Source organism: Trujillonella endophytica, assembly GCF_900110555.1.
Taxonomy (GTDB): domain Bacteria; phylum Actinomycetota; class Actinomycetes; order Mycobacteriales; family Geodermatophilaceae; genus Trujillonella; species Trujillonella endophytica.
On the sequence record NZ_FOEE01000007.1, the window covers coordinates 95,510 to 109,359 of the forward strand.

At 75.7% G+C, this 13,850-nt stretch carries 14 protein-coding genes; all 14 read right to left on the reverse strand.

Annotated elements, in window-relative coordinates:
- Positions 1–10: 10 nt before the first annotated feature.
- Complete coding sequence (efp, locus tag BMY88_RS12445; RefSeq protein ID WP_091943605.1) at positions 11–571, reverse strand: elongation factor P; 561 nt, start codon at positions 569–571, stop codon at positions 11–13.
- Positions 572–1,684 carry a M24 family metallopeptidase gene (locus BMY88_RS12450; protein ID WP_091943606.1) on the reverse strand — a complete coding sequence of 371 codons (1,113 nt, stop codon included), beginning with the start codon at positions 1,682–1,684 and terminating at the stop codon, positions 572–574. It lies immediately after the preceding gene.
- A 31-nt stretch (positions 1,685–1,715) separates the two neighbouring features.
- On the reverse strand, positions 1,716–2,150 hold the full coding sequence (aroQ, locus tag BMY88_RS12455) for a type II 3-dehydroquinate dehydratase (protein WP_091943608.1): 435 nt from the start codon (positions 2,148–2,150) through the stop codon (positions 1,716–1,718).
- A gap of 25 nt (positions 2,151–2,175) precedes the next feature.
- Positions 2,176–3,225 (reverse strand): 3-dehydroquinate synthase, encoded by a 1,050-nt coding sequence (gene aroB, locus BMY88_RS12460; RefSeq protein ID WP_091943611.1) that lies wholly within the window; start codon positions 3,223–3,225, stop codon positions 2,176–2,178.
- Complete coding sequence (locus BMY88_RS12465) at positions 3,222–3,773, reverse strand: shikimate kinase (protein WP_091943616.1); 552 nt, start codon at positions 3,771–3,773, stop codon at positions 3,222–3,224. Before BMY88_RS12465 ends, aroB begins: the two co-directional genes overlap by 4 nt.
- 20 nt (positions 3,774–3,793) lie before the next feature.
- Entirely contained in the window at positions 3,794–4,972 is a 1,179-nt protein-coding gene (gene aroC / locus BMY88_RS12470; protein ID WP_091943618.1) for a chorismate synthase, read from the reverse strand.
- 84 nt (positions 4,973–5,056) lie between these two features.
- Complete coding sequence (locus tag BMY88_RS12475; protein ID WP_244524642.1) at positions 5,057–5,659, reverse strand: prepilin peptidase; 603 nt, start codon at positions 5,657–5,659, stop codon at positions 5,057–5,059.
- Positions 5,660–5,733: 74 nt separating this feature from the next.
- Positions 5,734–6,555, reverse strand: a complete 822-nt coding sequence (locus tag BMY88_RS12480) for a shikimate dehydrogenase (RefSeq protein ID WP_091943620.1) — start codon at positions 6,553–6,555, stop codon at positions 5,734–5,736.
- Entirely contained in the window at positions 6,555–8,246 is a 1,692-nt protein-coding gene (gene mltG, locus BMY88_RS12485; RefSeq protein WP_244524643.1) for an endolytic transglycosylase MltG, read from the reverse strand. Before mltG ends, BMY88_RS12480 begins: the two co-directional genes overlap by 1 nt.
- Positions 8,243–8,902 carry a Holliday junction resolvase RuvX gene (ruvX, locus tag BMY88_RS12490; protein ID WP_091943622.1) on the reverse strand — a complete coding sequence of 220 codons (660 nt, stop codon included), beginning with the start codon at positions 8,900–8,902 and terminating at the stop codon, positions 8,243–8,245. Before ruvX ends, mltG begins: the two co-directional genes overlap by 4 nt.
- 1 nt (position 8,903) lies before the next feature.
- Entirely contained in the window at positions 8,904–11,594 is a 2,691-nt protein-coding gene (gene alaS / locus BMY88_RS12495) for an alanine--tRNA ligase (RefSeq protein WP_091943624.1), read from the reverse strand.
- A gap of 62 nt (positions 11,595–11,656) precedes the next feature.
- Positions 11,657–11,938, reverse strand: coding sequence for a hypothetical protein (locus BMY88_RS12500; RefSeq protein WP_091943626.1), 282 nt, complete (start codon positions 11,936–11,938; stop codon positions 11,657–11,659).
- On the reverse strand, positions 11,938–12,363 hold the full coding sequence (locus BMY88_RS12505; RefSeq protein WP_091943628.1) for a DUF948 domain-containing protein: 426 nt from the start codon (positions 12,361–12,363) through the stop codon (positions 11,938–11,940). Before BMY88_RS12505 ends, BMY88_RS12500 begins: the two co-directional genes overlap by 1 nt.
- Before the next feature lie 136 nt (positions 12,364–12,499).
- Positions 12,500–13,834, reverse strand: coding sequence for a replication-associated recombination protein A (locus tag BMY88_RS12510; protein WP_091943630.1), 1,335 nt, complete (start codon positions 13,832–13,834; stop codon positions 12,500–12,502).
- Between the last annotated feature and the right edge of the window lie 16 nt (positions 13,835–13,850).

The window sequence follows — 13,850 nt, forward strand, 5'->3', positions numbered from 1 at the left end:
CGGGGCCGGGTCAGTTGACGCGGCCGAGGTACCGGCCGTCGCGGGTGTCGACCTTGAGCTTGTCACCGGTGTTGATGAACAGCGGGACCTGGATCTGCGCGCCGGTCTCCAGCGTCGCCGGCTTCGTGCCGCCGGTGGAGCGGTCGCCCTGCAGGCCGGGGTCGGTGTGCTGGACGACGAGCTCCAGGGTCACCGGCAGCTCGACGTACAGCGGCACCCCGTCGTGCACGGCGACGACGGCCTCGGTGTTCTCCAGGAGGTAGTCGGCGCCGTCGCCGACGGTGGCGTCCGGCACGTGGATCTGGTCGAACGTGTCGCCGTCCATGAAGACGAAGTCGGCGCCGTCCTTGTACAGGTACGTCATGTTCCGCTTGTCGACCGTGGCCGTCTCGACCTTCAGGCCGGCGTTGAACGTCTTGTCCACGACCTTGCCCGAGAGCACGTTCTTCAGCGTGGTGCGCACGAACGCCCCGCCCTTGCCGGGCTTGACGTGCTGGAAGTCGGTGACGGTCCAGAGCTGGCCGTCCAGCTTGAGGACGATGCCGTTCTTCAGGTCGTTGGTGGTAGCCATCTAGAGAACCAGCAGTTCCTTGCTCGTGAGGGTCAACAACTCGGGCTCGTCGTCCGCGACGACCAGGGTGTCCTCGATCCGGACACCGCCGTGACCGGGCAGGTAGACCCCCGGCTCCACGGTGACGGCCATGCCGGCGGTCAGCGTACCCCCGCCGAGCGGGCCGATGCCCGGCGCCTCGTGGATCTCCAGCCCCACGCCGTGGCCGAGACCGTGCGAGAAGTGCTCGCCGTGGCCGGCCGCGGCGATGACCTCACGGGCGGCGGCGTCCACCGCCACGACGTCGGCACCCACGGCCAGCGCGGCCCGGCCGGCCGCCTGGGCCCGCGCGACGAGGTCGTAGATCTCGCGCTGCCAGTCCGCCGCGTGCCCGAGCACCACGGTCCGGGTCATGTCGGAGTGGTACCCGTCGACGGTCGCGCCGAAGTCGAGCTTGAGGAAGTCGCCCTCGCGCAGCACCGTCGCGTCGGGCCGGTGGTGCGGGATCGCGGAGTTCGCGCCGCTGGCCACGATCGTCTCGAACGAGGGCCCCTCGGCGCCCAGCTGCATCATCCGGGCGTCCAGCTCGCGGCCGACCTGCAGCTCGGTGCGGCCGGGGCGGAGCGCGCCCTCGGCGGCCAGCTCGGCCAGCGCCGTGTCGGCCACCGCGCACGCGCGCCGCAGCGCCGCCACCTCGTCGTCGTCCTTGGCCGCGCGCAGCTGCTCCACCGCGCGGCGCACGCTGGCCAGCTCGGGCACGGCGCCGCCGTCGGCCGCCTCGGTCACGACCCGCTCCAGCCCGGCGAGCCCGTCGACGGTCACCACGTGGCTCTCGAAGCCGATCCGGCCGGCGCCGCCGCGGACCGCGGCCCGCGCCAGCGCCGCCACGGTGCCGCGGTCGACGAGGACCTGCAGGTCGGGGACCTGCGCCGCAGCCTGGGTGGTGTAGCGGCCGTCGGTGCCGAAGAGGTCGGGGTGCGCCGCCGACGGGCCGGTCCGCAGCAGCAGCGCCCCGTTGGAGCCGGTGAACCCGGTCAGGTAGCGGACGTTGAGCAGGTCGGTGACCAGGACGGCGTCCAGTCCGCGCTCGGCGGCCGCGGCCCGCAGCCGCTCCCGCCGTCCCCGGGTGTCCATGGTCAGCGCCCTCCCCGTCCGGCTCCGCGCCTCACCGCGCGTCCCGGGCGGCGAGCCAGCGCAGCGCCAGCACGTAGCCGTCGATGCCCAGCCCCGCGATCACCCCGGACACCACCGGGGAGAGGTAGGAGTGCCGGCGGAAGTCCTCGCGGGCGTGCACGTTGCTGATGTGCACCTCCACCACCGGTGCGGTCGCGGCGGCCACGGCGTCGCGCAGCACCACCGAGGTGTGCGTCCAGCCGCCGGGGTTGATCACGATCGGGTCGCCGGCGTCGGTGGCCTCGTGCACCCAGCGCAGCAGCTGGCCCTCGTCGTCGGTCTGCCGGACCTGCACGTGCAGGCCGAGCTGGGCGGCCGCGGCCTCGATCAGCTCGACGAGCTGGGCGTGCGTCGTCGTTCCGTAGACCTCCGGCTCGCGGGTGCCCAGCCGGCCGAGGTTGGCGCCGTTCAGCACCTGGATCGTCATGCGGTCTCCGTCTCCGGTGGTGGGCTCAGGCGGCGACCGCGGCCCAGGCCGCGTCGAGCCACGCCTGGTCGGGGTCGGTCAGGATGCGCGGGTTGCCCATGCCGTCGAGGACGACGAAGCGCAGCGAGGCCCCGCGGGCCTTCTTGTCGATGCGCATGACGCCCTGGAGCGTGGCCCAGTCGCCGGCGTAGCGGGTCGGCAGGCCCATGGCCTCGACGAGGGTGGCGTGCCGGTCCACCTCGGCGCGGCTCAGCAGCCCCGCCTGGCCGGCGAGCTCGGCGGCGAAGACCAGGCCGACGGCGACGGCCTCGCCGTGCCGCCAGCCGAAGTCCTCGACCCGCTCGATGGCGTGCGCCAGCGTGTGGCCGTAGTTGAGGAACTCGCGGCGGCCGGTGTCGAACAGGTCCTCGCCGACGGCGTCGGCCTTGACCTGGACGGCGCGCTCGATGAGCTCGGCGGTGTCGCGGCGGCCGGTCGGGTCGGCCTCGAGCAGCTCGAGGATCCGGCCGTCGGCGATGAAGCCGCACTTGACCACCTCGGCCAGCCCCGACCGGAACTCGGCCGCGGGCAGCCCGGCGAGGACGTCGGTGTCGGCGAGCACCCCCGCCGGCGGGTGGAACGAGCCCACGAGGTTCTTGCCCGCGCCGGTGTTGATGCCGGTCTTGCCGCCGACCGCGGCGTCGACCATGCCGAGCAGGCTGGTGGGCAGGTGCACCACGCGCACCCCGCGGACCCAGGTGGCGGCGAGGAACCCGGCCAGGTCGGTGACCGCTCCCCCGCCGACGCCGACGACCGCGTCGGAGCGGGTCAGCCCCAGCCGGCCGAACTCCTCCCACGCCCCGGCCGCGACCTCCGCGGTCTTCGCGGCCTCGCCGTCGGGGACGACGACGGCCTCGGCGGCCACCCCGGCGGTCTGCAGCGTCTCCACCGCCGCGCCGGCGAGGGCGGCCAGCGGCGGTGCGTGGACGACGACGGCGCGCGGCGTGCCGGCCAGCACCAGGGCCAGCTCCGCCTGGGCGCCGGGACCGATGACCACCTCGTAGGGCTTGTCCCCCGCGACCGTCACCCGCCTCATCGCTGCCCCTCCGCGGGCGAACCGGCCGAGGCGGGCAGGGCGGCGAGCACGTCGGCGACGACCTCCTCGGGCGCGCGGTCGCCCGTCGCGACGGTCGCCGTGGCGACCTCGGCGTACAGCGGGGCGCGCTCGGCGAGCATCGTGCGCAGCATTGCCCTCGGGTTGACCGCCAGCAGGGGCCGGTCGCGGTTGAAGCCGGCGCGCTTGGCGGCTGTCGCCAGGTCGACGTCCAGCCACACCACGGCGCCGCCGGCCCGGCCGTGGGCCACCAGCAGCGCGCGGCTGGCCGCGGAGAGCACCGCGCCCCCGCCGAGCGCCAGGACGCCGTCGTGCTCGGCCAGGGCCCGCGCGACCGCGGCCTCCTCCAACTCCCGGAAGCGGGCCTCCCCGGCGTCGACGAACAGGTCGGCGACGCGGCTGCCCGTCGTCGCCTCCACGTCGGCGTCGGTGTCGCGGAAGGACAGGCCGAGCCGGGCCGACACCGCCCGGCCGACCGTCGTCTTGCCGGAGGTGGGCGGCCCGACGAGGACCAGGACGGGGCCGCTCACCGGTGAACTCGCGAGCTCGCTCACCTGATCGTCAGGGCGTCGAGGTAGGCCCGGGCGTTGCGGCGGGTCTCGGGGAGCGAGTCGCCGCCGAACTTCTCCAGCGCGGCGTCGGCCAGCACCAGCGCGACCATCGCCTCCATCACCACGCTGCCCCGCGGCACCGCACAGGCGTCGCTGCGCTGGTTGATCGCGACGGCCGCCTCGCGGGTGGCCACGTCCACGGTGGCCAGCGCCCGGGGCACCGTGGAGATCGGCTTCATCGCCGCGCGCACGCGGAGGACGTCGCCGTTGCTCATGCCGCCCTCGATGCCACCGGCGCGGTCGGAGAGCCGCTGGACGCGGCCGTCGGCGAGCACGATCTCGTCGTGGGCCACCGAGCCGCGGCGGCGGGCGGTCTCCAGCCCGTCGCCGACCTCGACCGCCTTGACCGACTGCACGCCCATGAGCGCACCGGCCAGGCGGGAGTCCAGCCGGCGGTCCCAGTGCACGTGGCTGCCCAGACCCGGCGGCAGCCCGTGGACGACGACCTCGATGACCCCGCCGAGGGTGTCGCCGTTCTTCCGGACGTCGTCGATCTCGGCGACCATCGCGGCGCTCGTCGCGGGGTCGGCGCAGCGCACCGGGTCCTGGTCGATCAGCGGGTTGTCCCCGGGCCCCGGGACGACGCCGTCGGGGACCACGACCGGGCCGATGGCGACCACGTGGCTGACCACCTCGACGTCGAGGGCCTGGCGCAGGAAGGCCCGGGCGATGGCGCCGAGCGCCACCCGCGCCGCGGTCTCGCGCGCGCTGGCCCGCTCCAGCACCGGCCGGGCGTCGTCGAACCCGTACTTCTGCATGCCGGGCAGGTCGGCGTGGCCCGGGCGCGGCCGGGTGAGCGGCGCGTTGCGCGCCTGCCCGGCGAGGATGTCGGCGTCGACCGGGTCCGATGCCATCACCGTCTGCCACTTGGGCCACTCGGTGTTGCCCACCTGGACGGCGATCGGGCCGCCCTGGGTCCGGCCGTGCCGGACGCCGCCGGTGAGGCCGACCTCGTCCTGCTCGAACGACATCCGGGCGCCGCGGCCGTGGCCCAGGCGCCGGCGGGCGAGGTCGAGGTCGAGGTCGGAGGTCTGCACGGCGACGCCGGCAGGCAGCCCCTCGAGGATGGCGGTGAGCTGAGGGCCGTGCGACTCACCGGCGGTCAGCCAGCGCAACATGCCGGGGATTCTGCCAGTCGCCGGCCCCCGCCCTCCTGCCGCCTCGCGCACCGGGGGCGGGGCGCCCGCCGGGCCCCGCGGCCGTCAGTGGGCCAGCGCGAGGGCCAGGACCGCGCCGGCCAGCAGCGGCGGCCCGAACGGGACGGCGGTGCGCCAGCCCGCCCGCCGGGTGGCGACGAGCAGCAGCGACACCGCGGCACCGGTCAGCAGGCCCAGGAACACCCCCGCGAGCAGCACGCCCCACCCCGCCCAGCCCAGCAGGAGCCCGAGGAGGCCCAGCAGCTTCACGTCGCCGAAGCCGAGCCCCTCCGGGGACGCGACCCGGGCTCCCGCGGCCAGCGCGAAGGCGGCTCCGCACGCGAGGGCCGCCCGGCCCAGCGCCGACCAGCTGCCGGTCGCCGGGGCGTCGACCAGGAGCGCGGTCGCGCACGCCGCCGCGGCCGGCAGCAGGACCCGGTCGGGCAGCCGGTGCACGGCCAGGTCGACGGCGGCGAGCACCACGCCGGCGCCCGCGGCCCAGGCCAGCGCCACCGCGGCGGGCCGGACGCCGGTCAGCGCCAGCACGCCGGCCACCAGCCCGCCGAACAGCGCGGAGGTGACCAGCACCCGGACCGGGCCGGGCGCGGCTCCCCCGTCCCTCCGGGCCAGCCGGACGCTGCACCGGGCCAGCCACGGGCCCACCCCCACCGCGGCGAGGACGGCGAGGACGGCGACCGCGAGCGGGTCGAGGGCGACCCCCGCCGTGCCGAGGCCGCTCCCGCTCAGGAGCCGGCCCCGGGCCGCGAGTCCAGCGCCCGGCGCATCTCCTCGATCGGCGCCGGGTGCCCGGTCATGAGCTCCACCTGCGCGGTGGCCTGCCAGAACAGCACCTCCAGGCCGCTGATCACCGCACCTCCGGCGGCCGAGACCGCCCCGGCCAGCGGCGTCGGCCACGGCGCGTAGAGCACGTCCAGGACGGTCTGCCCGGCGCGCCAGCCCAGGTCGAGCAGGCCGGGCTGCCCGTCGATCGGCACGGTGCTGACCACCACCGGGGCCGTCACGGTCGCCCCGGCCAGGCGGTGCACGGCGGAGGCGACGCCGAGCCGGTCGAGCACCCGGACCACCTCACCGGCGCGGGTGGGCTCGCGGACGACGACGTCGACGTGCTCGGCGCCGAGGGAGGCCAGCGCCACCGCGGCCGCCACCGCCGTCCCGCCCGCCCCGAGGACGGCCGCGTGCGGCACTCGTTCGGCCGCCCCGGGCGGCAGCCCGAGCTGCAGCGCCATGCCCACCCCGCCGACGTCGGTGTTCTCCGCCCGCCACCCGCCGCCGTCGGTGCGCAGGAGCGTGTTGGCCGCGCCGAGCAGCGCGGGCAACGGGTCGACGACGTCGGCGGCGCGGACGGCGGCCTGCTTGCACGGCATGGTCACCGAGAAGCCCCGCCACTCGGGACCGAGGCCCGCGATGAGCTCCGGGAGCTCCTCCGCCCCGACGTCCAGGGCGTCGTAGGTCCAGTCGTCGAGGCCGAGAGCGGCGTAGGCCGCCCGGTGCAGCAACGGGGAGAGCGAGTGCGTCACCGGGCGGCCGAGGACGGCCGCGCGCATCAGTCCGGGTTCTCCGCCAGCCACTGCCGGAACAGGGCCACGTTCTGGTTGTGCTCCTCGATCGTCACGGCGAACCGGGTCTCCCCGGTGTCGGGGTTCACCGTGACGAAGTAGAGCCACGGGCCCGGCGTCGGGGCCAGCACGGCACGCAGCGCGTCCTCGCCCGGATTGCCGATCGCCCCCGGCGGCAGGCCGGGGCGGGCGTAGGTGTTGTACGGGGAGTCGCTGGCCCGCTCGTCGGCCGTCGTGGTGATGCCCGTTCCGCCGGTCGCGTAGTTGACCGTGCTGTCCAGCTGGAGCGGCATGCCGGAGGCCAGCCTGTTCTCCAGCACCTGCGCGACGCGCCCCATGTCCTCGGGCAGGGATGCCTCGGCCTGCACCAGGCTGGCCTTGGTGACCAGCAGCAGCCGCTGCTCCGGCGCCACCCCGAGGGAGTCCAGCACCTGCACGGTCCGGCTCACCATCTGCTGGAGCATCTGCTGCGGCGTGGTCTCGGGCTCGAAGTCGTAGGTGGCCGGGAACAGCCAGCCCTCGAGCAGCCCGTTGGCGTAGGGCGGGAGGCCGATCGCCGCGACGTCCGTCGACGCGCTGAACAGTTCCTCCGCGGGCGTGTCGGTCTCCTGCGCCAGCCGTTCGAGGACCCGCTGCACGGTGAACCCCTCGGGGATCGTGACGCGGGAGAACAGCCGGCTGGCCGGGTCGAGCAGCAGGTCCAGGGCCGCCGCGCCGCTCATCTGCAGGCGCATCCCGTACACCCCGGGCTGGATGCCCATGGCCGCCGGAACCGCCTCGGCGGCCGTGACGAACGGGCCCACGGATGCGATGACGTCGGCCTCGGCGAGCGTGCGCCCGATGTCGCTGAGCGTGTCGCCGTCGGCGATGCGGACCTGCACGCTGCCCGTGCCCTGGCCGCTGTAGTCCTCGTCGGCGGGGTTGATCAGGTCCAGCAGGGCCTTGCCGCCGACGACGATGCCCGCCACCACCGCGGCGAGGACCACGAGCGAGACGAGGATCGCGACGGGGCGGCGGCGGCGGGGCCGCGCGTCGGCGTGGTCGTCGTCCTCGTGGGGGTCGTGGTCGTGGGGGTCGTGGTCGTGGGCGTCGTGGTCGTGCTCCGCGGCGCGGCGCGCCCGGCGGGAGCGGCGGTTGCCCGCGTCGGCCACGACGACCTCGAGGCCGCCGGTGTGGTCGTCGTGCCCGTCCACGGGGTGGGCGCCGGTGTCGTCGGTCGCGGCGGGCGGGTGCTCGTCGCCGCCCGGCGGCGGACCGGGGGTGCCGACCGCGGGCTGGGCGACGGTCGCCTCGTCGTCGGCAGCGACATCGCTGCGGCGCTGCAGCCGGGACCAGGTGCCCGCCGGGCGCGGGGGCAGCGGCGCGCCGGGCACCGGGGGCAGCGGCGGCGTCGCGGCGTCGCCCACGCCGGGCAGGCGGCCGGTGCTCTCGTCGTCGTCGCCACCGCCGCCGGAGTGGCGGGCGTACTCGGCGATCGGGAAGTCGGGTGCGTCGGCGCGGTCGATGACGCCCGCGCGGCGCCGCGGCGGCACCGCCACCGGGGCGGCCGGGGTGCCCGGATCCCGCCGCGCGGGCGGCTGCTGCCGGGGCAGCGCGGCCGCCCAGGCGCTCAGCGACTGCCCGGCGTCGCCGGGCCCCGGCTGCCCACCCCGCCCACCGGGCGGGGTCGGGAAGCTCACGAGCGCCCCCGTTGGGCGTCCAGATAGGTCTGCAGGATGACGACCGCGGCCGCCTGGTCGATCACGGGGCGCTGCTGACGGCTGTCGAGCCCGCTCGCCCGGAGGGAACCCGCTGCAGTCACGGTGGAGAGCCTTTCGTCGACGAGGTGCACGGGCACGGCGCCGATCCGCCCGGCGAGTGATCGAGAGTAGGCACGCGCCTCGCGGGCGGAGGCGCCCGACGCACCCGAGAGGTGTCGCGGCTCCCCCACGATCACCTCTGTCACCTCGTGTTCCACGACGAGCGCGGCGATGTGGTCCAGATCGGACTCGTCGCGGGCCCGGTTCACCGTCTCCAGCGGGCTGGCCAGCGTGCCGGTCGGGTCCGACAGCGCCACCCCGACGCGCACGGTGCCGACGTCCAGGCCGAGCCGGCGGCCCTGCCGGGACTTGCGCGGCGGGATGGGCAGCCCGGCCGGCATGCCGGAGAGGTCGATCTCGGTGGTCTCGTTGCGCACCGGCGGGAAGCCCTGGCGCAGGTCGATCTCCGTGGTGGCGTGGTGGACCGGCTGATCCTGCGGACCGGGCCGCGGCTTCGCGGGCGGGACGGCGGGGCGCTGCACGCGGCGCTCCCCGACCGGGCCGGTCTCCTCGGGGTCCCAGCGCTGCTCGGGCATCTCAGCTTCCCTCCGCCACGGCGGTCCGGACCGCCTTCTCGCCGGCCGCCAGGGCCGCGGGGATGCCGCCCGGGTCGGTACCGCCGCCCTGGGCGACGTCGGCCTTGCCACCACCTCGGCCACCGACGGGCGCCGCGGCCGCCCGCAGCACGTCGTTGGCCGACAGACCTCGCTCCTGCGCGGCGGGCGTGAGAGCCGCCACGAGGGCCACCTTGCCCCCCGACTCCGAGGCCAGCAAGACCACGGCGGGCCGATCGCCCAGCCGGCCGCGGACGTCGAGGGCGAGGGTGCGCAGGTCACCGCCGGACAGGCCGGCCGGCGCGCCGGTCACGACCGCCACCCCGCCGACGTCCGACGCGCCGGAGGCGAGCGTGCCGGCGGCGGCCACGGACTGCTGGGCCCGGAGCTCGGCCAGTTCCTTCTCGGTCTCCCGCTGCCGGGCCAGGAGCCCGCCGATCCGGTCCACCAGGCCGTCGGACGGGGTCTTCAGCAGCTCGCCGAGCTGGCGGACCAGGTCGCGCTCCCGGGCGAGGTAGCGGAAGCCCTCCAGCCCGACGGCGGCCTCGACGCGGCGGGCGCCGGAGCCGACCGAGGACTCCCCGGTCAGCGCGAGCGTGCCGATCTGGGCGCTGCCGCGCACGTGGGTGCCACCGCAGAGCTCGCGCGACCAGGGCCCGCCGATCTCCACGACCCGGACCTGCTCGGAGTAGGTCTCGCCGAACAGCGCGAGCGCCCCGAACGCCTGCGCCTCGGGCAGCGTCATCCAGCTGGCGGTGACCGCGTGGTCGGCGCGGACGGCGGCGTTGGCGACGTCCTCGATGTCGGTGCGCTGGACGCCGCTGAGCGCGCCCTGCCAGGCGAAGTCCAGCCGCAGGTAGCCCGGCCGGTTGTAGGAGCCCGACTGCAGCGCCTGCGGGCCGAGCACCTGGCGCAGCGCCGCGTGCACGACGTGGGTGCCCGAGTGCGCCTGGCACGCCGACAGCCGCCACTGGTGGTCCACCTCGGCGGTCAGCGCGACCCCCGCCCGCAGCTCGCCCTCGAGCACGCGCACCTGGTGGGCGACCAGGCCCTTGACCGGCCGCTGCACGTCGAGCACCTCGGCGCGGCCGCCGTCCCAGGTCAGGACGCCGGCGTCGGCCACCTGGCCGCCGGACTCGGCGTAGAACGGCGTCCGGTCGAGGACCACGCGGGTGATCTCGCCCGGGCCGGCGACGCTCGCAGCGCCGTCGTCGTCGGTCAGCTCGGACACCACCGCGAGCACCCGCGAGTCCGTGCGCAGGGTCTCGTAGGCCAGCCAGTCCGTGGGGCCGTGCTCGGCCAGCAGGCGGCGGTAGGCCAGGACGTCGACCGCGCCGGTGCGCTTGGCGCGGGCGTCGGCGCGGGCGCGGTCGCGCTGCTGCTGCATGAGCGCGCGGAAGCCGGCCTCGTCGACGGTGACGCCCTGCTCGGCGGCCATCTCGAGGGTGACGTCGATCGGGAAGCCGTAGGTGTCGTGCAGGGAGAACGCCTGCTCGCCCGACAGCGACGGCGTCCCGGCCTTCCGGGCCTGCCCGACCACCGTGTCGAACAGCGCCGTGCCGGAGGCCAGCGTGCGCCGGAAGGCCTCCTCCTCGGCGTAGGCGACCGAGGAGATGCGGGCGAAGTCGGTGGCCAGGTCGGGGTAGCTGGCGCTCATCGCGTCGCGGGACACCGGCAGCAGCTCGGGCAGCGAGGCCTCGTCGACGCCGAGCAGCTTCATGGACCGGACGGCCCGGCGCAGCAGCCGGCGCAGGATGTAGCCGCGGCCCTCGTTGCCCGGGGTGACGCCGTCGCCGATGAGCATGAGGCCGCTGCGCACGTGGTCGGCCACCACGCGCAGCCGGACGTCGGCCTCGTGGTCCTTGCCGTAGGTGACCCCCGCCAGGTCGGCGGCCCGGCGCAGCACGGGCGCGACCTCGTCGATCTCGTACATGTTGTCGACGCCCTGCAGCAGGAAGGCCACCCGCTCCAGGCCCATGCCGGTGTCGATGTTCTTCTTCGGCAGCTCGCCGAGGATCGGGAAGTCCTTGCCCTCCCCGGCGCCCCGCTCGTACTGCATGAACACGAGGTTCCAGATCTCCAGGAACCGGTCGCCGGCACGGTCCACGGCCGGGCCGCCGTCGGGCCCGAACTGCGGGCCGCGGTCGACGTAGATCTCCGAGCACGGGCCGGCCGGGCCGGGCGCCCCGGTGGACCAGTAGTTGTCCTCCATGCCCAGCCGCTGGATGCGCTCGGCCGGCAGGCCGGCGATGCGGTGCCAGGCCTCGGCGGCCTCGTCGTCGTCCAGGTACACGGTCACCCAGATCGTCTCCGGGTCGAACCCCAGGCCGCCGTCGGCCACCGGGCCGGTGACGAGGTCCCAGGCGTACTGGATCGCGCCTTCCTTGAAGTAGTCGCCGAAGGAGAAGTTGCCGTTCATCTGGAAGAACGTGCCGTGCCGGGTGGTCTTGCCGACCTCCTCGATGTCGAGGGTCCGGACACACTTCTGCACGCTGGTGGCGCGCTGGTACGGCGCCGGCTCCCGGCCGGTCAGGTACGGGATGAACGGCACCATGCCGGCGACGGTGAACAGCAGCGAGGGATCCGGCGAGACCAGCGAGGCGCTGGGGACGACGGTGTGACCCCGGGCGGCGAAGTGCTCCAGGAAACGACGACGGATCTCGGCGGTCTGCATGTCCTACTCGGTTCTCAGGGGTGCGGGGACGGCGTCGGCGGTGCGGCCGGCCCCGCCGGAGGTCAGCGGTCGGCGGGCGGTGCGCTGTGCCGGCCGGGCTCGGCGCCGCGCTCGGGCAGGGGCGCGTCCAGGCCGGTACCCGACCGCAGCTCGCCCTCACGCGTGGCCGCGGCGGCGCGGACGTCGGCCCCGAAGTCACCGATCGCGTCGGCGAGGTCGCGCAGCCCCTCGACCAGCGCCCCCGCGATGCCCTGCGGGGTGAGCTTCTCGGCGGCGCGTGAGAGCTTGCGGACCACCAGGGCGCCGATGGTCACGCCCATGGCCAGCCAGAACAGCCGGCGCATCAGGCGGCCCGCCGCGCCGCGCGGCGCTCGCGCCGGGCGTCCTTGTCGCGCTGCGCGGCCTCGGCCAGCGCCACGCCCTCCCGCCGCTTCTTCGCCGCGCTGCGGACGCCGTAGCTGAACGCGGCGACCTTGATCAGCGGGCTGCCGAGCGTGGCGGCCACGACGCTGGTCAGGGCCGCGACGTTGCTCGACACGTTCGCGGCGTTGCCGGTGATGTCGTCGACCCGCTCGAGGTTGGAGTTGACGTGGCCGACCGTGGTGGTCGCCTGCGCCAGGATCGGAGCGCTCTGCTCGCGCACCTGGCGGATGGTCAGCGTCGTCTCGTCCAGCGTGCGGCCCAGCTTGAGCAGCGGAACGGCCAGCAGCAGCACCAGCAGCACCAGCGCCAGGGCTGCGATCAGTCCGGCCCACTCTCCTGCGGACACGCGGCGTCTCCTCTTCGTCGGTTGCGACCGTGGCGCCGGGGCTCCCCGGCGTGGTCACAGTAGTCGCCGGGCGCCGGGCCGCCCCGCCAGCCGGGACCCGTGGGGCGGGGGTCGGCGGTCGTGGGCGGTGGGGTGCTCAGCGACCCCGCCGCAGGATGGCCCGCAGCTTGCCCAGCCGCGCCGCGATCGGCCCCTCGGCGCCGCGCTGCGTGGGCCGGTAGTAGTCGCGGCCCACCAGGGCGTCGGGCGGGTACTGCTGCGGCACGATCCCGTCGGGCGAGTCGTGCGGGTACCGGTAGGTACCGCCGTGCCCCAGCTGCTTGGCGCCCGAGTAGTGGGCGTCGCGCAGCCCCGGCGGCACGGGACCGGCCAGGCCCGCGCGGACGTCGGCGACGGACTCCCCGATCGCCACGGTGACGGCGTTGGACTTGGGCGCGGTGGCCAGGTGGACGACGGCGTGCGCGAGCGGGAAGTGCCCCTCGGGCATGCCGATGAAGGCCACCGCGTCGGCCGCGGCGACGGCGGTCTGCAGCGCCGTCGGGTCGGCCATCCCGATGTCCTCGCTGGCGGCGATGACCAGCCGGCGGGCGATGAACCGCGGGTCCTCCCCCGCCTCGACCATCCGGGCCAGGTAGTGCAGCGCCGCGTCGACGTCGCTGCCCCGGATGGACTTGATCAGTGCGCTGGCGACGTCGTAGTGCATGTCGCCCTGCCGGTCGTACCGGACGGCGGCCTGCGCGACCGCGGTCTCCAGCGTCGCCAGGTCGATCTCCTGCGCCCCCGCGGCGACGGCCGCGCCGGCACCGGACTCCAACGCCGTCAGCGCCTTGCGGCCGTCGCCGCCGGCGACGCGGACCAGGTGCTCCTGCGCCTCCGCGCTCAGCGTGACCGCACCGTCGAGCCCGCGGTCGCTGGTCAGCGCCCGGCGCAGCAGGGTGCGGACGTCGTCGTCGTCCAGCGGCTGGAGCGCGAGCACGAGGCTGCGCGACAGCAGCGGGCTCACCACGGAGAAGAACGGGTTCTCCGTGGTGGCGGCGATGAGGCTGACGATCCGGTCCTCCACCGCGGAAAGCAGCGAGTCCTGCTGCGTCTTGGAGAACCGGTGCACCTCGTCGATGAACAGCACGGTGCGGCGGCTCGCGTAGGTCAGCTCCCGCTTGGCGGAGGCGATGACCGCGCGGACCTCCTTGACGCCGGAGTCGAGCGCCGACAGCTGGACGAACTGCCGCTTGGTGGCCAGCGAGATGACGTGCGCCAGCGTGGTCTTGCCCGTGCCCGGGGGGCCGTAGAGGACCAGCGACATCGGCTCGTCGGCCTCGACCAGGCGGCGCAGCGGGGAGCGGGGCCCCAGCAGATGCTGCTGGCCCACCACCTCGTCGAGCGAGCGCGGCCGCATCCGGACCGCGAGCGGGGCGCCCGGATCGACGGCGCCCGGCTCCTGCCCGGCCGGCTCGTCGAACAGGGACGTCACGGTGCCTCCACGGTTG